Genomic DNA, 20,475 nt, shown 5'->3' with positions numbered 1-20,475 from the left:
ACCACTGAAATTGAGGGTACTGCATATAAGTGGCGGCTGTACCGGCTCAATCGACGAGCTCGTCCGAGGATAGGGCAGCGACGTCCTGCAGTTCGGAATCGAACGAGACGAGGTCAGCGTCATGTCCCTGTGCACACGCGAGAATCAAGCAATCGAGCGGATACAGCAGCGTCTCCTGCTGCAGGCGATTCGCATTCATCATATCGGATGCATCGGGGATGACCACGGAGACGTCTTGTGTAATCTCGGTCTGAATGGCGTTCGCCCGAGACAGTTCGAGGCGCTGTTTTTTCGTCAATACGGTTCGCAGTTCCATGAGGTTGAGCGTCTACGTCAGCAACTCGTGGTCGGCGCTCAGTAAGTCCGCAGCGATTGCTCCCGTTTCCGGTTCGTCGGTGACGGCAGCGACGAAGAGGTTCGTATCGAGAAAGAGCCTCATGTCCGCTCGCGGAGGTTCCGGACTTCATCGACGGCATCCACGTCGAGTTCGGACGCCATGCCGCGAAGCCGCTCACCTAACGGTTCCCGATCGGCATCGTCGGCGTCATCCGAGCGCGCAAATTCGGCCACATCATCGGCATAGACTCCCATAGCTAGCTGAACGAGTGCCACGGATAAAATAGTTCGGCAGGGACGATTCACAGATCGACAAGGCGGATGCCACGGGGCTTGGCCCCGAGGCTGTTGACTGTGACCTGCTGATTGTACTTGCTGGCCTCGAGCGACCCGTGATGTAGATGCGACTCGACCGACGGGACGAGTCACTCACTGGTGCAGCCGCTCGAGAAGCAGGTCCGCCGTGGACGGATCGACGCCCGCGACGGACTCGAGTCGGGCCCGGTCAGTGGCCTCGAGATCGTTGAGCGACTGGTACTCGGTGGCAACCGCGGTGGCCGTTGCGGCATCGACATCGGTGAACGCCTCCACGATGATCTCGATCCCTGCGTTCGGATCGTCGATATGCCTGGCGAGTTCCTGTTCGAACTCGGTGGCACTGGTTTCGCCACGCTCATACTCCCCGATGAGTCTTGCCAACCACTGTTGGAACAGTTCGGCGTCGAGGTCTTCGACCGCGGTATCGCCGATCAATTGCGACGGTGAGGAGAAAAGGTGGGGACGGGGCGCTCCTGCCGGCTACTGGCCGCGTTAGCGGTTAGTCGAAGCGCTCGACCACCTGTAGGGCGTTCACCCGTCCTGCTCCGAGCTCGGAATCACCGCGGTTGTCCGCAACCTCCGCGCCCTGCCGGATGGCTTGGAGCACCTGTTGTGGGTTCGCACCGGAGTCAAGTTCGCGCACGAGGGCGGCGAGGCCGGTGACTTGTGGAGCCGCCATCGATGTCCCCGCTAACCAGTTGTACCCGCCGGGATAGGTCGAAAACACGAGGTTAAGCGGGTACGGCCACTCGACATTCGCCTCCGGGTCAAGCGACTTTTGCTCGGTTTCGTAGCCACCACCCGGAGCGCCTACATCGACATCGTTCCGCCCCCAGTTCGAGTAGAATGAGAGTTTGTCGTTCGGTCCGGTGGCACTGACGCCGATGACGCCCGATAGCCCATTCCAGAGGCGGAGCCAGCCACCCTGGAGGTCCGTCTCGTCGTTACCAGCCGACCCGACGTACAGTGTCCCCTTGCGCTGCCCGTAGTTCGCGACCGGCTCGAATATCCGCCGGTACATTCCGACGTTGTCCTCGGATTCGGCGAACTCCTGAGGTGCTGTCATGAAGCCGAGACTGATGTTCGCAGCGTCCGCGCCGACGTCGGCGGCGTGCTCCATCCCGACCATGATGTCGCCGAACGAGCCGGTACCGTAGCCCAGCACGTCGACGGAGACAATCGTTGCGTCGGGCGCCGTCCCCGTCATTACTTCATCACCCGTTGCGGCGACCGTCCCCGCGACGTGGGTGCCGTGCCCGTCGGGGTCACCCTTGTGAGATGTAATGTCGCCATCGATGATCGCGGCGCTGGCCTCGTCATCGAGATTTTTGAGGTCAGGGTGGTTCTCGTCAACACCGGTATCGATAATCGCGACCGTCGTCCCCTCGCCCGTCGCGTGTGCCTGCGCTTCGCGTACGTCCTGTATCTGTTTGTCCCACAGTAGTTCGTCATAGACGTCGTCGGGGTCGTCTGGAATTTCCGGGCTATCGCTCTCCTCGAGTACCGGTTCGAGTTCGAGTTTGAGGTCTCGTACAGCAGCGGTGACTCCGTGGGCGTCTTTGAGGTTGTCGACAGCGTCTTCGGGTCCTTTCACCAACAAGAGTGTACCGTCGCCAAGTTCGTTCAGTACTTCGAATCCGGCGGACTCCACGTCCGCGCCACGGTTGTTCGTCTGGGCAATATAGCGTGCTTGTCCGTCGCTTGCCGACGCGACCCCGGATACGAGGAGCGTTGCCCCGGCGGCGCCGATTCCTTTGAGTACTGACCGTCTATCTAGTTGCATGGTGCGAAAGTACCATTTGGCTATTATATCTTTGGTATAATGTGCCTGTCAAATACTAGTGCAGAATTACAGTCCTGTCTCTAAAAAGTAGAGTCAGAATAAAACACTAATGACCCGCCTCGCAATGGGAGCGACAGTGACAGCGTCCCCAGAACTCTTTGAGTTCTGGTGTGCGCGCAAGACGCAAGCGTCTTGCGAACGCCACAGTCCACCGCGAGACGAGCGAAAAATACTCGTAAATCACGCTTGCGGCCTACTCGGACTGAAACCTGCCAGATTGGATTCCTCTCGTAGGGGAAGCCACGGTGTTCACGCCGAGGAGGATGTTACGATGTGAGTATAACCATCACATCTCAGGGGCCCTGTTTAGACGCGAAACCAGCATATTTATTTCGACAACAACACTGCGAATCAGTTTCTCAGTGGATCTGCGTACTGACCGCTGGACATTCTACTAGATGTTCTTGCTGCCGTGCAAGATACAGGGCGCTTATTTAGCGAACGCTACCGGCGAATCTGGTGATGCAAATCTGAGTGTAGTCCTAAACATCATGATTGTGGAACAGTATTTACCGTGTACCAACAATATTAAATATCATCCGTCAGTCTCAACATTCACCTTATCTTCCAAGTGGGGATTAGGGAGCCAACAATGAAAAGTGAAAAAATGTCGATTAGAAGACGTAAAGCCCTCAAAGTATTTGGTGTAGGCATCACTGGGAGTACGATGATAGCTGGGTGCCTTGGGGCGGATGATGATGATGAGCCCGAAGAAGATGACGACGGTGATACCGAAGCGGGTGATAACGGTGACACCGAAGCGGGCGACGACGCCGACCTCGAAGAAATCGAGGACTGGCTGAACGAAGAACCAACGAGCTTGGACGTCCTAGCTGACGAACCAGTTGAGTGGGGGGATGGCGTCTGGGATGGGGAAATGGTTGACTACACCGGCGAGGATACAGTCAATATTGAATTCAGCGCGATGTTAGAAGTCGATGGTGAAGTTCTGGGCCCATTCGCGGCCGATCCCCGGGGAGTCGAGATTTCTCCCGGAACAACGGTTACGTGGGAATGGGGAGGTGAGCACACGCACACGCTCACTTCACACTTCGACCCGCCTCACGAGTCACCAGAGGATGGTGCTGCCGATGCGTTCGCAATCGAGGGAGATGAAGAGGAGATGAACAGCCATGAGCACGTCTTCGAGGAGCCTGGCGTGTACCTGTACTATTGTTTCCCTCACGGCACCCCGTATGAGACCGACTTTGCTTACGAAGACAAAAACTGGTTTGGCCACCGAGGAGCGATACGAGTCGTTGAAGACTGAAAACAAGTCTAATTGCTTGATGCTGGACGGGCAGCAACTGGCCCTGGAGTCAGGGGCGTTGAACGCAAATGGCCAATTTCGGCCTACCTTTTCGACGGGCAGAGTGGGAACTCACCGACAAGTCTCGTGGTAGTCAGAAAGGTGGTGCCTTTTGGAATGACGAGAGACGAAGGCTCTCGAACCAGTTGACCCCAAGGCGGTTGACGATGCAAAACCGTCGCCCGCCAATGGGACGATGCTAGGCGCCAGTCGAGTTCGAGAACCGCGAAAATCTTTTGCGTATGGGTACCCATACATAAGGCATGAGCAAGAATATCGCGATCTCCGACGAGGTCTATCGCGAACTCAAACGGGAGAAAGGGGATCGGAGTTTCAGTGACGTTATCAGCGATCACCTCGAGGAGCGTCGCCAGCTCGCTGACGTCACAGGTGCGGGCGTGCTCGATCGGGAGACGCATGACGCCGTCAAAGAGGATATCGGGGAGCTGAGCCGGGGAACACTTTCGAATCTGGATAATGAAACTCTGTGATACGTCGGTCCTCGTCGATATCGACCGCGGCGGCGTCGCCGACCGGGTCGCCAGACTCGACGATGAGGGGCGCCATGCAATTAGTACGGTCACCGTCACCGAACTGCGTCTCGGGGTAAACAAGCGATATCAAGACGAATCAACACGCCAAGCCGCACTCGAGGAACTCGAACGGCTCCTTGCCCGGTTCGAACTTGTCGACATTGACCGTGCAGTCGCGACCGCTGCGGCCGACATGATCAGTGAGTTACGACGACAGGGGACCCCGCTCCATGACCTCCACGACGTTTACATCGGGGCGACGGCAACGGTCGAGCAACTGTCGGTGCTGACAGCGAACGTCGACCACTTCGAGCGGATGGACGGCGTTAGCGTCGTTGATTGGACGACGTTTTAACTGAGAGACGGACGAGGATCGTCACTCGTAGATTTTCCTACGGCGTTAGCCGTGGAATTCCTCCACTGTGGGGTGAGCCCACGAAAACTGAGAGGTTCAAAAGATCGTTATCACATAAGATTACTCGGTTAACGGCGGGGCCGTCTCCGGTGGCTGGCGGTGATCGGTCGCCTGTTCAAACGCGTACCCGAGTTCGAGGAGCGTCGGTTCGTCGAACGGCCGCCCGAGGAACTCAAGACCGACCGGGAGCCCATCACCGGTGATCCCCGCGGGGATCGAAACCGCGCTACAGAGCGACTGCGAGGCGATAATCGTGTTCGTGGCGAACGTCATCGTCTCATACTTTCCGTCTCGGATCTCGGCTTCCGTCGGTGGGACGACCTGCACGTCGGGGTAGACGATCGCGTCGAGGTCGTGACTCGCGAAAACGGTTAAGATTGCTTCTTGGAACGTCTGCTGTGTGTATCGGCGCTTCCAGTACTCGAGATCGTCCGTAAGATCGTCGGGGCCCTCCTCGGCGAAGCCGATGAACAGGTCCAGGACGTCGTGGTATTGGCCGGTTTCGTAGAGTTCGTCGACGGAGGCAACCGGCGTCTCACGGGCCGCAAGAAACTCGTTGAGATCGCGCTTCGACTGCAGAATGTACAGCATTGTCTCCTCCAAGTAGTCGTCCAAGCGAGGGATTTCGACGGGATCGACGAGCGTCGCGCCGGAGTTGTCGATCGTCGTGAGGGCTCGCTCGATCACGCGATTGACCGGTGCGGCATCGGGATCGTCGTCGTCACCGAACCCATCTCGGAGGACGCCGATCCGCGAGTCGGCCAACCCGTCCGGGAGGAGATGGTTCGTATACGACCCGTGCGGCCGGCTGAGTTCCGTTTTCCCGGTAAGGTCGTCCCGATCGTCGTAGCCGACGAGGACGTCGAGCAACGTCGCGGTGTCGCGGACCGTCCGTGTCATTGGTCCGGCCGTGTCCTGCTGTGAGACTAATGGACTGACGCCGGCGCGACTGATCAGGCCAGGGGTCACGCGGAACCCGACGAGGTTGTCGAACGACGCGGGGACACGGATCGACCCACCACAGTCCGTTCCGATGCCGACCGCTCCCAGGTTCGCGGCGACGGCCGCGCCGGTGCCGCTGCTCGAGCCACCCGGATCTCGCTCCAGGTCGTACGGGTTCTTCGTCCGCCCGGTCAGCGAGGAGAATCCGAACCAAGCGGTTGTCCAATCCGGCATCGTGGTCTTCGCCAGAACGATCGCCCCTGCATCGCGCAGGCGTTGCGTGACGGTTGACTCTTCTTCCGGCATGTACCCTTCGAACGCTGTGGAGCCGTACGTCGTCGGAAGGTCGGTTGTCTCGACGTGATCCTTTACGACGATTGGGATCCCGTTTGACGTCCTCCACACGACTGAAGTCGTGGGATTCCTCCGTGGGCAATCCGGCCAGCAGATTACCCCGGCTGTGAACTTGCGGGTTTGCCGACGCTGGTTTGGTCAACCGGACACGACTGTTCCCCAAAAACCGCGGGTTTCCAGTCGTGTCCATCCCACTCCCAGTACGTCCCATCGGTAGGTACGTCCCTGCCGCGTCCAGCAGCCAGGGCGGCGGGCCGCGCCATCGGCCCAACCTCATTTTGTAACAGATTCCACGCTCCGACGGTGTCACTGTGCGCGTCCAACTCGCAGTCGTGGCACCGGAACGAATCACCATCTCTTGACGCATTCTCGCTTCCACACTCGGACACTCACTGCTCGAATGAGCCTCGCTCACTTGCTCGACGCTGATTCCAATATCGCCGAGCGTGAGCTCGAGTCGGTCGATGAGCTGTCGGTGCGACCAGAACGCATGGGTTTTCTCGTTCACTTCAGCCGACCAGTGCGTGTCCAGTATGTCGGTTAAATCACCAACGTACACGGTGTCTACGTTCCGTTCGAGTAGCCAGTCCGCCGCGTGTTTCACCGCGGTATCCCGACTATGGTCGCGTTTCCCTCCACGTTCGTTGTACGCGCGTTGGATCCGCTTGCTCGTGTACTGGCCGTCGGGGAGTGTTGATTGCAACTCGGCAATCAGATCGGACAGCACTTGGAACCGTTTAAATTCTGGTCGAGTGTGATAGACTGCGGTTTCCCCAGTGGTGGTGACGATGGCAAGCGTGTTGTTCGCGCCGACGTCGATCGCAGCTGACTGCATCGTGTTCTCGGGGTCGAGTGTATGAGTGAAGGCATCCAGTCGCTGTTCGCGTATGTTATCTGGCCGTATGCGAACCGGATGCTTGACACGAAGCTTGGCAGCCGCCTCGTCGTAGACAAGTTCCAACCTGCTATCATCACCCTCCCAGTGGGGATTCCCGCGGACTTCGAGCGTGATACGTTCCTGGTACTCGAAGTCGTACTTCTCTTCGAGAGCTTCGCCGACACCGAACTCCAACGTACTCCGATCCTCATCCCAGTCGAACTCGTACAGGTCATTGCGAACGAGACCGTGTAGCTCGTAGCCGTCCTCACGGTTGCCCCAGTATCCCGGTGGACCGGGTTTCTCTGTTACCGTAGAGTCCGAGTCGTTGTGGTAGTTGCCGAGGAGGCGGAAGTGGCTCCGCCATGCCTCGCTATTCTTGCGGGTGACCTGCTGGCACGCTGCCTTGCCGAGGACTGGTGCGTACTCGTCGTACAAGTCCGTGTACTCGGCGCCCCAGACGTCACCGTCATCGGCGAAGTATTCCTGTCGGCGTCGGTAGGTGATCTGGTTCCATAACGGAGCGTGAGCGGCCAACCACTCGAATAAACACTGCCGATACCGTTCACTGGTGGGTTCAGCAGTGTGCTCGTTCGTGCGTTGTGGTTGGTCGCTCATACGTTAAATGTCAGGCTCACGTACTGTAAACGTTAGGATTGTAAGCAGGCTACGGTGTCGTGGTTATTTTCAGCAGTGACGGATTCATCCACATGACTAAAGTCGTGGGCTTTCTCTTGTTGACCCTGTAAACAAGCCTACTTAACGGTGTGTATTAGCGTTGAATATCCACCTTGCCATCAGTGGTGGTTGATGTCAAAGTTGTCGGATTTACTCCCGTCGTAAACGACGGGATTCTCTCCTCGCAGAAAGATAGCCCAATATATTTCGACTGGTAGTATATGCAAGAGGACCTCATTACACTAACGTTTATCAGACTGAAAAATATCTAGAAAACTCTCTGAGTCATTACTATTTATATATGAAGGTGGGTCCATAAAATATCATGTCGGACACAACCGACACCAAGAACGGTAGTAACGATCGAATCAAACAGCTTCGTGATGCCCAGAAAGTCGTTAAACGGCTTGAAGATACTGTCGATGAAGATAAACAGATGACACAAAGAATCCGCTCGAATCTCCATCAAGCCGGTCTGAAGATTCGAAGTAATGAGTTTGAGAAACACATGGAAAATGCCATGGGTGCAGCAGCAGGTCTCGCAATAGAGAAAGAACGAGACGCTATCGCGGAAGAAGCAACCCTAGTCTTCGAGAAGTAAATCGGTTAGAACGGGAGTCCACTGACAGACCATGAGATTTGACCCCGAGGCGGTTCGCTGCGACCTGCTGATTGACGCAGACGCGGCTCGACCGACGGGACGAGTCACTCACTGGTGCAACCGCTCGAGAAGCAGGTCCGCCGTAACCGGATCGATGCCTGCGACGGACTCGAGTCGCGCCTGATCAGTGTCCTCGAGGTCGCTGAGCGACTGGTACTCGGTGGCAACCGCGGTGGCCGTTGCGGCATCGACGTCGGTGAACGCCTCCACGATAATCTCGATTCCCGCATTCGGATCGTCGATATGCTTGGCAAGTTCCTGTTCGAACTCGGTGGCACTGATCTCGCCACGCACATACTCCCCGATGAGTCTCGCCAACCACTGTTGGAACAGTTCGGCGTCGGGGTCCTCGACCGCTTCAACGGTGCGATCGACCGTCCGTTTCATCTTGCGCAGGTCGTCAATGAGTCCCATACGGCGGGTAGTCAGCCACCGGCGGGGCGTTACCGGGCGGGAGCGGAAATCTCCTCGTCAACATCTTCCTCGGCGTTTTTCATCAGCTCTCTGAACTTCTTGGATCGGTCCGCAATCCGATCCATCGTCTCACTGTCAGGCGTATCCTCGCGTGCTTCGACGAGGAAGGTAGTGATCACGACGGTCTTCACCCACGGATTGAGAAAGCCGGTATAAGCGGTGAGAACGAGCCCACCGACGACGACCCAGCCGGTGATCTCGAGCGTTGTCGAGAGAGTTCCTAGGACGCTCGCTAGCGGCGTCAGCGCTAACAAGAGCCCGAATGTAGCCGCGTACAGTCCGAGGATGATCACCAGCGTCGACGCGAGGACGGGTTTCCAGTTCTTTCCGTAGAGGACGACGCCGTCTCTGGCAGCTCGCCAGGGATTCTCCTCTTCGGTCGTGAACATATAGGCGATGATCGCCTCGTCAATGTAAGAGGCGGCAATGGCAATCGCCCGACCGACGAGTCGGACGAGACTGCGCACCCCTCCAGAGAACGCAACTAGGTTGGAGACCGAGGCGACCTTCCCGTTGAACTGTCTGATGACTCCTTTCACCAGTTGGTCGACGGCGAAAAGCGCGCTCGCTTCCTTGAAGTGCGCTTTGACTTGGCTCGTGCCGTACTGAAGCTGGTTCGACGGGACTTCGCCGGTGTCGACGATGTGTGCGATGACGGCGATATGCCCCGCTTTGACTAGGTACAACACATACCTGCTTACCAGTCGCCACGCACCGACGAAGATAACAATTGCGAGTAGTAACCCGACACCTGCAATCCACCCCGAGATCGTTCCCGCGTCGAGAAGCGTCATCCCAAGCCAGATGACGATCCCGAAATACAGGATCGAAATGATTCCGAGCAAGAGTCCGACGCCCATCCGAAGGAACACGAACGGCATCGTCTTCAGGAAGATGCCTGTAGCTTTTCCGAAATGAAGTACCATGTGATCGAACAATTCAATTCGGCCACTAAAACTGATCTCTAACTCGGGGGTAATCACGTAGATTACTGCTGTGTAACCGGTTTGCGACGACTGCACTCACAGAAATTCAAGGAGGAAGCCCACGACTTCAGTCGTGGGTCACTGACGGAATCGATCCCCGTAGCGGCGTGCGCTTTCAACGGATTCGGCGAGGACGTGGGATTTGTAGCGGTCACCGCCGAGGGCTTCCTCGTTCAACTCCGACGTCAGTTCTTCTCAAACTTACCCCGATGTAACCTTACCCCCCACCCCAAGGTAAGCGCCAAGTTATAGGTTAGCGGCGGAGACATTCTTCATGATTCAGGTGTTTGCGGGTGCACACAACGGATTTTGCAGAACGCAGCTATTCGCCATCTTGTTCTCTATATTGATGGTGACCTCGATCGCTGCGCCGGTCGGCGCGGTGGGCGCCTCCGGTGTCGCCGATGATGGTGGATTGGCCGACGGTATGGAGGGGTTATCGCCCGATCTCGGCGGGGAGGGTGCAAATTTGTTGTCGACTGATGGGGACAACGGCGAGGAAGTGGCTGATCCGGAGGAAGATGACGAGGTAGCTGAGTCTGATGCGGACGATGAAGCGACGGATGAGTCAGACGAGTCGGAGGAGGACGATGGAGCGGAGGATGAGCCGGAGGAGGACGACGAAAAGGCGGACGAGTCGGGAGATTCTAGCGACTTCGACCAGGTGCAGACGACGTCAACAAGCTCCCTGTCGTGTGAACAGACGGTCGATGCGGGAGAATCAATTCAGTCTGCAATTTATGACGCCGAGTGGGGCGACACGATCTGTGTCGGGAGTGGAACTTACGAGGAGGACCTGCGATTCGATAGTGGTGGAATAACGCTGGTCGCGGACGGAGATGTGACGCTCGCCCCCGAAGACGAGACGTTTACCGGCGTGTTCGTCAACGCCAGTAGCGTCACGGTCGAGGGCTTCGATGTCCGAGAGTTCTCGCGAGGCATCCACGTGGCGTCCGACACGAGCAGCGTCGAAATTCGCGACAACAATGTGACGGCGAACGACGACGGCGTCCACCTCGCAGGGGTCACCGGAACCGTCATCGACGGGAATACGTTCACGGCGAACGCCGAGAACGGGATCGTATTCCACGAGTATTCATCGCACGAGGCAATCGAGATCACGAACAACACGATCACGGACAACGAGTACCACGCGATTCGTGCGATCGGGGAGCGAGTAGGGAACGGCGCATCCGGAACCCTCGTCTCCGGCAACACCATCTCGAACAATACTGGCACCGATTCTTCCCCGGCGATCAGCTTCAGGCAATCTTCGGATACGACCGTCGTCGACAATGACATCCAGCACGACGGCCAGATCGCGATCGACATTCGGGACTACTCGAGCGATGCGCTGATCGAACGGAACACGATTACGAACACCTCGCGAGGCATTCACCTCGGAGACGCCTCTTCGATCGAGATTCGCGACAACGACATCGAGGGACTGTCAGCGTCCGCCATCTGGATGCGCGCGTCCGACGAGGTCGAAATCGTCGATAACCGCCTCGACGGTAACGGACAAGGAATCTCCTCGGGAGGGGATACGCTCCTCGTCGAGAACAACACGATTTCGAGCGATGGGTCCGACCTCAGCCTGTCCTCGACGACCGACGCGACGGTTCGCGACAACGAGTTCGCTCACGGTGTCACCATGTCGAGCGGGACGAACGAACAGGAGCTGGACCACTTCCGCCACGAGTTCGATGACAACACTGTTGGGGGCGATGACCTCGTCTACGTACGCGACGCAGACGGTGTGACGATTACCCCATCCAGTTATCCGGACGCCGGGCAGCTCATCGTCGCGAATTCGACGGATGTGGAGATTTCGGACTTCGAACTCGGTGGCACCGTCGCCGCGATTCAACTCGGAGTCACTGAGGGAACGATCGTCGCGAACAACACGGTTTCCGACGGTATCGAGGGCGGGAAGGGTGGCATCATCGACATGGGCTCGACTGGATCCCTCATCGAACACAACGACGTCTCGACCGTACAGTACGGGGTGCAACTGGTCGGTGGGTCCGACAGTATCGTCCGAGACAACACGGTGAGCGACACGGTGGGCACGGACCAGGCGTACACGTTCGGTATACACCTCGAACGCCACGGTGAAAACCACGTCGTCCGTGATAACACGGTCACCGGCTCGTACAGCGACGGGATCCACGTCGCCCAGTCTACCGATGGGACGCTCGTCGAAGGGAACACGCTCGAAAACAACGACCGCCACGGACTCCAGATCCGGTGGAACGCTGAAGATTCGGTGGTGCGTGACAACGAGATCTCCGGCAACAGCGACGACGGAATCTACCTCGAACGCGCCGACCGGACGGTCGTCGAAGGGAACGACGTTTCCGAAAACACGCAGGGGATCGCCGCAGGACGCGACACTGTGGATCTCTGGATCGAGGACAACACCATCACCGACAACAGTCTCCAGGGCATTCAGCTCGAACCACCAGGAGCGTTCACCTCTGGAGATGCACCATACAACGCGACGATTCTCGACAACGAAATAGCTGACAACGCTCGGGATGGCATTCTCCTTGACGAGGCCGCAGCAGCGACGGTTGTTGGAAACGCGATCACGAACAACGGACACGTCGATCCGACCTATTCGTACATCACCTACGGCAACGGCATCGGACTAAGTGACGCAATCAACGCCACGGTCGAAAGAAACACGATCGAGGAATCGGTCGTCGACGGCATCGACGTCGGTGCAGGTTCGGGTAACGCGATGCTGTCGAACAACACGGTGACCCACAGCGGTGACCGCGGGATACACGTCGATGCGGAGAACGCGACCCTGCGTCACAACAGTATCGTGGACAACCCAGAGGGGCTCGAATCGAGTGGCGTCGAGGTCGACGCCCGTTTGAACTGGTGGGGCGCCGAGAGCGGCCCGAGTGGGGGCGTCTCTGACCCAGATACCGGAGCCACAGCGAGTGGGTCCGGTGATTCGGTGAGCGCCGACGTCCGATTCGATCCGTGGACGAAGACCGACCCCGCCGACGACGCACCGCACTTCGCGGTGTCGGTCGCGGAGACGAACTCGCCGGTCACCGCCGGCGAGCCACTCGAGGTCGACGTTACCGTCGAGAACACCGGCACCGAGGCAGGAACGCAGACGATTTCCCTCGAGGCGTTCGACGGCTCGACCGTCGACGAACTCGAGGAACTCTCACTCGACCCGGACGAGAATCACACGGCCACGCTCACCTGGGAGACCGAAACGGACGACGCCAGCAGCGGTGACGTGACAGTTCGAAGCGAAGACGACGACGTCACGGCGTCGGTGTCGGTCGACCAGGACGAACCGGTGACGATCACCGAGAGTACGGTCATCTCGGCGCCCGGAACGTACCTGCTCGATGCAAATCTCACCGATGACACGACGGCCATCGAGATTACCTCGAGTGACGTGGTGTTCGACGGACAGGGTCACACCATCACGGGTATCGACGACGCGAGTGATGGGTGGGAGTACGGCGTGTACGTCAACGGAAGTGCTGAGACGCTAACGAATGTCACCGTTCGCGACGTGACAGTTACGGAGTGGCGCCAGGGGGTTCGCTACAGCGGGGCCAACGATGGAACCGTTTCCGACGTCGTCGCAGAGTACAACAGTGGCGGCTTCGTGATTCGCGATGCGAGCAATAACGCCTTCACGAACCTCACTGCGCGACACAACGACAACACAGGGATCTCTGCCGGGTCTACGATCGGTGACGTGACTCTCCATAACTCGTTCACGAACGTCACTGCACACGACAACGGCGACGTGGGAATTAATATGGCTGGAGATTCCAACGACATCGTTGGGGCGAATGTGTCCTCGAACCACGTCGGCATCGAGACCTGGGGAACCGGGAACACGTTCATCGACGCCACCGTCGACGACAACTCCCAGTACGGCCTAAACCTCGAGAGTTCGGGAACCGCCGGCAACACGTTCGAGACGGTCAACGTTTCCGGCAACGGCTGGCACGACATTCGAGTCGGGAGCGACGGAAACACGCTGACGAACGTGACTGCGAGCGGCGAGCACGGAACCGCAATTTATCTCGTCGGCGACCTCTCCGGCGGTCCGGCCGCCAGTCACAACACGTTCGAGTCGCTGACTGTCACCGACACCGACGAAGATGCCATTGGGCTCAGTAACGCCGACCACAACGAGTTTACCGACGTTACGTACGCAGACAGCGATGGACGCGCAGTCAGCGTCACGAGTCGCTCGGAGAACAACGAGTTCACCGACGTGACCGTCACCGGTGGAGCCGCGAGCGCCGTCTATCTGGCGCCGAGCGACAACTACGACAACACCTTCACGAACGTCCAGGTCACGGGAGCTCAGGGCGGGCTGTCGATTTACGGCGACGGAACGACCGTCACGGACCTGACCGTCGAGGACGTCGCTGGAACCGGCATCAGCGTCTCGAGTTCAGCCACAGACAGCGTCGTATCGGGCGTCACGATCAGTAACACCACGACGGGAGTAGCGATGACCGGAACGCCGACGAACAATTCGCTGTCGGATGTCGTCATCGACGGAGCCGACACGGGTCTCTCCGTCGCCGGCCCGGATAACGCGCTGTCCAACGTGACGGTGACCGACACCGACACCGGCGTCTCCGTCGGTGAGTCGGCAACCACCGATTTCGAAACGATCACCCTCGAGGAGACGACGATCTCGTTCGCCGCCCAGAACGTCGAAATCGACTCCGCAACCGAGCCGGACGACTTGCCAGCGGAGGTGAGCCCGTTCGACATGTACGCGAACGTTTCCGAAGCGGGCGACGATCCACAGCTGGAGTACCTGCGGTTCCACTACGACGATTCCGATGTTTTCGACATCGACGAATCGACCCTCGAGATCTGGCAGTTCGACGGGACCTGGAACTCGCCGGCGGACGGGTCGTACGATTCGGGTGTGAACGCAACAGAACAGTACGTCTACGCCGAGAACGTCACCGAGTTTGCCACCTTCGGCGTGTTCAACGACGGCCTCCAGCCCGTGTCGGACGTCACTGACGTCTCACTGAACACTGACGAAGTCGCCGAAGGAGACAACGTTACGGTCTCGGCGACCGTCGAAAACGTCGGCGAGGAGGGCGGAACCCTCTCCATCCCCCTCGAGATCGATGGCGACGTCGTGGACACCAAGACGGTCGACCTCGGGCCCGGCGAGATCACCGAGATCGAGTTCACGCACGCGTTCGACGAGGTGGGGACGTTCGACGTCCGGGTCGGCGGAAGCGACGCCGGCGAAGTCATCGTCCACGAGGGACCGGACATCTCCGTCTTCGGAGCCAGTACGGACCGAACCGAGCTGTCCGAGGACGGCGAGACCGTCACCGTCACCGGCGACCTGTACAACGCCGGGGCCGAGGGCGAACACACCGTACGTCTGCTCGCCGACGGCGAGGTCGTCGACGAGACGGACGTCACGGTCGGCCCCGGAATCGAGCGAGACGGCGTCGAACTGTCCTGGACACCCTCGAGTGAGGAGTTCCCGCCGGCGGGCGAGCATACGGACGTGACGCTCACGCTCGACGGCTTGCTCGTCGAGACGGTGACGCTCGAGTACACCTATTCCGACATCGACGTGATCGCGGCGTCGGTCTCGGACGACGAAATCGTGGAGGGCGAAAACGCGTCCGTGATCGGGAGCATCTATCAGGCGGGCAATGTCAACGACCCCGAGGAGATCGAACTTACGGCGACGAACACCGAAACCGGACAGACCGACGTGGTGGGAACGCAGGAGGTGTCGCTCGAGCCCGGCTTCTACCACCTGGGCGCGATAAACATCACCCACACATTCAACGAGGCGGGCAACTACACCCTCGAACTCGGTGACCGACCTGCCGGATCCATCGAAGTCGAAGCGGCCGAATCGGATATCCAGGTCATCGCCGCCTCCGCTTCCGAGCACGAGATCGTCGCAGGCGAGGAGTTCCACGTCATCGGCAGCCTCTACCAGGGTGGAAATATCGATGGACCCGAAGACGTTACGTTGAACGCGACGCCCGAGGACGGAAACGGCGACCCCATCGAGCTCGGCGTTGCAGAGGACATTGAACTCTCGCCGGGCTTCTACCACCTGGGCGCGATCAACATCACTGCCGAGTTCGAAGACGATCAAGCGGGCAACTACACCCTCGAACTTGGTGATCGACCTGCCGGATCCATCGAAGTCGAAGCGGCCGAGTCGGACATTCAGGTCATCGCCGCCTCCGCCTCCGAGCACGAGGTCGTCGCGGGCGAGGAGTTTCACGTCATCGGCAGCCTCTACCAGGGTGGAAATATCGATGGACCCGAAGACGTTACGTTGAACGCGACGCCCGAGGACGGAAACGGCGAGGCGATCGAACTCGGCGTTGCAGAGGACATCGAGATCGCACCGGGCTTCTACCATCTGGGCGCGATCAACATTACCGCCGAGTTCGAGGACGATCAGGCGGGCAACTACACCCTCGAGTTGGGCGATCGACCTGCGGGATCCATCGAAGTCGAAGCAGCCGAATCGGATATCCAGGTCATCGCCGCCTCCGCCTCCGAACACGAGATCGTCGCGGGCGAAGAGTTCCACGTCATCGGCAGCATCTACCAGGGCGGGAACGTCGACGGGCCGGAGGATATCACGTTGAACGCGACGCCCGAGGACGGAAACGGCGAGGCGATCGAACTCGGCGTCGCGGAGGACGTCGAACTCTCGCCGGGCTTCTACCATCTGGGCGCGATCAACATTACCGCCGAGTTCGAGGACGATCAGGCGGGCAACTACACCCTCGAGTTGGGCGATCGACCTGCCGGATCCATCGAAGTCGAAGCGGCCGAATCGGATATCCAGGTCATCGCCGCCTCCGCTTCCGAGCACGAGATCGTCGCAGGCGAGGAGTTCCACGTCATCGGCAGCCTCTACCAGGGTGGAAATATCGAGGGACCCGAAGACGTTACGTTGAACGCGACGCCTGAGGACGGAAACGGCGACCCCATCGAGCTTGGCGTTGCAGAGGACATCGAGATCGCACCGGGCTTCTACCACCTGGGCGCGATCAACATCACCGCCGAGTTCGAGGATGACCAGGCGGGCAACTACACCCTCGAGCTGGGCGATCGACCTGCGGGATCCATCGAAGTCGAAGCAGCCGAATCGGACATCCAGGTTATCGCCGCCTCCGTCACCGAGATGAACGTCACCACGGGGGAGAACTTCTCCGTCGTCGGCAGCCTCTACCAGGGAGGGAACGTCGACGGCCCCGAAGACATTACGTTGAACGCGACACCGACGGATAGCGATGAACTCATCGAACTCGGCGTCGCGGAGGACGTCGAGATCGCACCGGGCTTCTACCACCTGGGCGCGATCAACATCACCGCGGAGCTCGACGAACCGGGCACCTACGATCTGACATTGGGCGACTACAACGTCGGGACGATCGGTGTCGAAGAATCGCCGTCTGACATCGACGTTATCGCCGCATCGCTCTCGGAGATCGAAGTCCTCGAGGACGAAGAGTTGTACATCATCGGCAGCATCTACCAGGCCGGTGAGAGCGGCACCGAGGAGATCGAACTCGAGGCAACCGATCAGGATACCGGCGACCTGATCGAACTCGGCAGTCAGGAGGTGGAACTCGACTCCGGCGTCTACCACCTGGGTGCGATCAACATCTCGTTCTCTATCGACGAGCCTGGCAGGTACGACCTCACGCTCGGCGGCCAGGACGCTGGAGAGCTCGAAGTACTGGAAGCCACTTCCGACATCGACGTCATCGCCGCCTCCGCCTCCGAGAGCGAGATCGTCGAGGGCGAGGAGTTCCACGTCGTCGGCAGCCTCTACCAGGGCGGGACCATCGAGGGTCCCGAAGACGTCGCGTTGAACGCGACGCCCGAGGACGGAAACGGCGACCCCATCGAACTCGGCGTCGCGGAGGACATCGAGCTTGCGCCGGGCTTCTACCACCTGGGCGCGGTCAACATCACCGCGGCGATCGACGAACCGGGCAACTACACCCTCGAACTTGGTGACCGACCTGCCGGATCCATCGAAGTCGAAGCGGCCGAGTCGGACATCCAGGTCATCGCCGCCTCCGCCTCCGAGCACGAGGTCGTCGAGGGCGAGGAGTTTCACGTCATCGGCAGCCTCTACCAGGGTGGAAATATCGATGGACCCGAAGACGTTACGTTGAACGCGACGCCCGAGGACGGAAACGGCGACCCCATCGAGCTCGGCGTTGCAGAGAACATCGAACTCTCGCCGGGCTTCTACCACCTGGGCGCGATCAACATCACCGCGGCGATCGATGCACCGGGAACCTACGCCCTCGAACTTGGTGATCGACCTGCCGGATCCATCGAGGTCGAAGCGGCCGAATCGGACATCCAGGTCATCGCCGCCTCCGCCTCCGAGAGCGAGATCGTCGAGGGCGAAGAGTTCCACGTCATCGGCAGCCTCTACCAGGGCGGGACCATCGAGGGTCCCGAAGACGTTGCGTTGAACGCGACGCCCGAGGACGGAAACGGCGACCCCATCGAACTCGGCGTCGCGGAGGACATCGAGCTCGCGCCGGGCTTTTACCACCTGGGCGCGGTCAACATCACCGCGGCGATCGACGAACCGGGCAACTACACCCTCGAACTCGGCGATCGGCCTGCCGGATTCATCGAGGTCGAAGCGGCCGAATCAGACATCCAGGTCGTCGCCGCCTCCGCATCCGAGAGCGAGATCGTCGAGGGCGAGGAGTTCCACGTCATCGGCAGCATCTACCAGGGCGGAACCATCGACGGGCCGGAGGATATCGCGCTGAACGCGACGCCGACCGACGGCGGCGAGACGATCGAACTCGGCGTCGCGGGGGACGTCGAACTCTCGCCCGGCTTCTACCACCTGGGGGCGATCAACATCACCGCCGAGTTCGACGAATCGGGAACCTACGACCTCGAGTTAGGCGACCGCACCGCCGGCGTGATCGCGGTCGAAGAGCCCGTTGTCGAGCCCGAAATCGTCGACGTCCAGGGGCACTCGACGGTCGTCGACCCCCGAACCGGCGGCGATTTCGTCTACGCGAGCGAGGACGCCACCGTCGAGGTCGACGTCGATTCGAACCTCGAGATCGACGAAGTGACGGTGCTCGTCACCTCGCTCGAGACGACCTACAGCGTCTCCACCGAGGCGAGTCACGCGGGCGGAACGACGTGGAGCGCGGACGTTCCCATCGCGGACCTCGTCGACGACGGGCGGTACGCACTCTCGGTCGTCGCGGTGGACGAACGCGATAACGGAGGGGCCGACGACGCGGCGGAAACGCTCGTGATCGACCGCGAGGAGCCGTCGATGTCGGTGACGATCGAGGACGTCGACAACGAGGACGCCACGGTGGTCGTCGAAAGCGACGCGCCGCTGGCCGACGTGCCCGACGTCTCGGCGGATTTCGTCGATTCGGACGATGGCTCGACCGAACCCGCCGACGTGACGATGGAAACCGCCGCGGACAACGACACCCGGTTCACCGGAACGCTCGAGTTCGACGAAACGGGTAACTACACCGTCACCGCCGCCGGAACCGATCTCGCCGGAAACGAGGGCGAGGACACGGCGTCGGTCGTCGTCAACACCGGCTTCACGCTCGGAGACGGCGAAATCGTGCTCGACGAGACGGGAACGTCGGTCGCGTTCGACGTCGCCGACGACGCTGAGCAGGCGATCAAAACCCAGGAGCTGTTCCTCGCGCTCTCGGAAAACTCCGTCAACGCGAACCTCGACGGTGGCCAAGTCGGGGTCGGCTTCCTCACCGCGGAGCTGGACAGCTTCATTGACCATCATCTCGAGCAGGGAACGATCGAGGGAGCGACGATCTCGATGGCAATCGACGAGGACGAACTCGCCTCCGGCGTCGGTGCCGACGACGTGGTTCTCCACCACTACGACGAACCCGCCGGGGAGTGGAACGCCGTCGACTCGACCGTGACGACGATCGGCAGCGATCCGTTCGTGACCGCCGACGTCACAGGCTTTTCGACGTACGGTGCCCTGGTTATCGACGAGAAGCCACCGGAGATTCAGGTCGCCGAGTCGCCCGACGGTGACACCGTCCGCTTCACGTACGACGACGATCTCTCCGGAATCGACCTGGGTTCGGTGGCGATCTCGGTCGATGGTACGGATGTTACCAACGACGATGGAACGAGTATCACCTCGTCGGGCGCTGAACACTCGTTCGATGCCGACCCCGGCGAGAGTTTCTCCGTGACGATTTCGGTCGCCGACGAGGCTGGAAACGATGCGACTGCCACGACGAGTTTCACCCTCGAGGACGACGCCGACTCGTCACCGTCTCCAGGCCCGTTCCCATCACCGTCGCCGGATCCTGATGATGGCACGGACGAGGATGAGGGAGATGCAGATGACAACGGTGACGCCGACGAGGATGACTCGGATAATGGCGACACCGACAGCAAGAAAGACGCTGACGACGCAGATGACGACGACACCGGCGAAACGGACGACGCGGACGACGCTGACGATACTGACAGCACGGACGGTGAGATGGACGATGGCGACGCCGGCGACGACGAGTCTACCGGCGAATCCGACGACAGCATCCCCGGATTCGGGCTCGTGATCGCTCTCGTCGCACTCCTCTCTATCGCGCTATTCCGGACCCGATCGCTTCGGTCGTAACCCGGAATTCAGGTTCGATCTCGAACTGGGCACCGCTCCTTATTCGCTCTACA

At 59.8% G+C, this 20,475-nt stretch carries 12 protein-coding genes and 1 pseudogene; 5 read left to right on the top strand and 8 right to left on the bottom strand.

Annotated features, from left to right (window positions below):
- Positions 1-46 precede the first annotated feature (46 nt).
- The 4 genes from NATTI_RS0121370 to NATTI_RS0121355 all read right to left on the bottom strand — a co-directional run bounded on the left by NATTI_RS0121370 (position 47) and on the right by NATTI_RS0121355 (position 2,437).
- Positions 47-316 (bottom strand): PIN domain-containing protein, encoded by a 270-nt coding sequence (locus NATTI_RS0121370; RefSeq protein ID WP_006091963.1) that lies wholly within the window; start codon positions 314-316, stop codon positions 47-49.
- Positions 317-435: 119 nt separating this feature from the next.
- Positions 436-591: a hypothetical protein gene (locus NATTI_RS26675; protein WP_019992121.1), complete on the bottom strand. Its 156-nt coding sequence runs from the start codon at positions 589-591 to the stop codon at positions 436-438.
- A gap of 174 nt (positions 592-765) precedes the next feature.
- The gene (locus tag NATTI_RS0121360) at positions 766-1,089 is read right to left on the bottom strand and encodes a helix-hairpin-helix domain-containing protein (protein ID WP_006091962.1); all 324 of its coding nucleotides are present in this window, start codon (positions 1,087-1,089) and stop codon (positions 766-768) included.
- A gap of 64 nt (positions 1,090-1,153) precedes the next feature.
- Entirely contained in the window at positions 1,154-2,437 is a 1,284-nt protein-coding gene (locus NATTI_RS0121355) for a S8 family peptidase (protein WP_027119260.1), read from the bottom strand.
- Between the two features lie 652 nt (positions 2,438-3,089).
- On the opposite strand from NATTI_RS0121355, the gene NATTI_RS0121350 reads away from it, so the two are divergent.
- The 3 genes from NATTI_RS0121350 (at position 3,090) to NATTI_RS0121340 (ending at position 4,694) form a co-directional block, all read left to right on the top strand.
- Positions 3,090-3,767 (top strand): plastocyanin/azurin family copper-binding protein, encoded by a 678-nt coding sequence (locus NATTI_RS0121350; RefSeq protein WP_006091961.1) that lies wholly within the window; start codon positions 3,090-3,092, stop codon positions 3,765-3,767.
- A gap of 302 nt (positions 3,768-4,069) precedes the next feature.
- A complete protein-coding gene (locus NATTI_RS0121345) occupies positions 4,070-4,297 on the top strand; it encodes an antitoxin VapB family protein (protein ID WP_006091960.1) in 228 nt (75 codons plus the stop codon).
- Complete coding sequence (locus tag NATTI_RS0121340) at positions 4,284-4,694, top strand: type II toxin-antitoxin system VapC family toxin (protein WP_006091959.1); 411 nt, start codon at positions 4,284-4,286, stop codon at positions 4,692-4,694. The genes NATTI_RS0121345 and NATTI_RS0121340 overlap by 14 nt, the downstream gene beginning before the upstream one ends.
- Before the next feature lie 120 nt (positions 4,695-4,814).
- Here NATTI_RS0121340 and NATTI_RS0121335 read toward each other — a convergent pair whose 3' ends face one another.
- A complete protein-coding gene (locus NATTI_RS0121335; RefSeq protein ID WP_006091958.1) occupies positions 4,815-6,101 on the bottom strand; it encodes an amidase in 1,287 nt (428 codons plus the stop codon).
- A 44-nt stretch (positions 6,102-6,145) separates the two neighbouring features.
- Positions 6,146-7,545: pseudogene (locus NATTI_RS27545) on the bottom strand (transposase).
- Between the two features lie 385 nt (positions 7,546-7,930).
- On the opposite strand from NATTI_RS27545, the gene NATTI_RS25100 reads away from it, so the two are divergent.
- The gene (locus NATTI_RS25100) at positions 7,931-8,206 is read left to right on the top strand and encodes a hypothetical protein (RefSeq protein ID WP_006091955.1); all 276 of its coding nucleotides are present in this window, start codon (positions 7,931-7,933) and stop codon (positions 8,204-8,206) included.
- A 108-nt stretch (positions 8,207-8,314) separates the two neighbouring features.
- On the opposite strand, the gene NATTI_RS0121310 is transcribed toward NATTI_RS25100, so the two are convergent.
- Both NATTI_RS0121310 and NATTI_RS0121305 read right to left on the bottom strand, forming a co-directional pair.
- Entirely contained in the window at positions 8,315-8,680 is a 366-nt protein-coding gene (locus tag NATTI_RS0121310) for a hypothetical protein (RefSeq protein WP_006091954.1), read from the bottom strand.
- A 29-nt stretch (positions 8,681-8,709) separates the two neighbouring features.
- Positions 8,710-9,666: a hypothetical protein gene (locus NATTI_RS0121305; RefSeq protein WP_006091953.1), complete on the bottom strand. Its 957-nt coding sequence runs from the start codon at positions 9,664-9,666 to the stop codon at positions 8,710-8,712.
- Between the two features lie 409 nt (positions 9,667-10,075).
- Here NATTI_RS0121305 and NATTI_RS25095 point away from each other — a divergent pair, with 409 nt between their 5' ends.
- Positions 10,076-20,422, top strand: a complete 10,347-nt coding sequence (locus tag NATTI_RS25095) for a right-handed parallel beta-helix repeat-containing protein (protein WP_019992115.1) — start codon at positions 10,076-10,078, stop codon at positions 20,420-20,422.
- The last annotated feature ends 53 nt before the right edge of the window (positions 20,423-20,475 follow it).

The sequence above is a fragment of the Natronorubrum tibetense GA33 genome (genome assembly GCF_000383975.1).
Lineage (GTDB): Archaea > Halobacteriota > Halobacteria > Halobacteriales > Natrialbaceae > Natronorubrum > Natronorubrum tibetense.
Note: the sequence above shows the minus strand (reverse complement) of the source record. Positions and strands in the feature narration are given on the sequence as shown.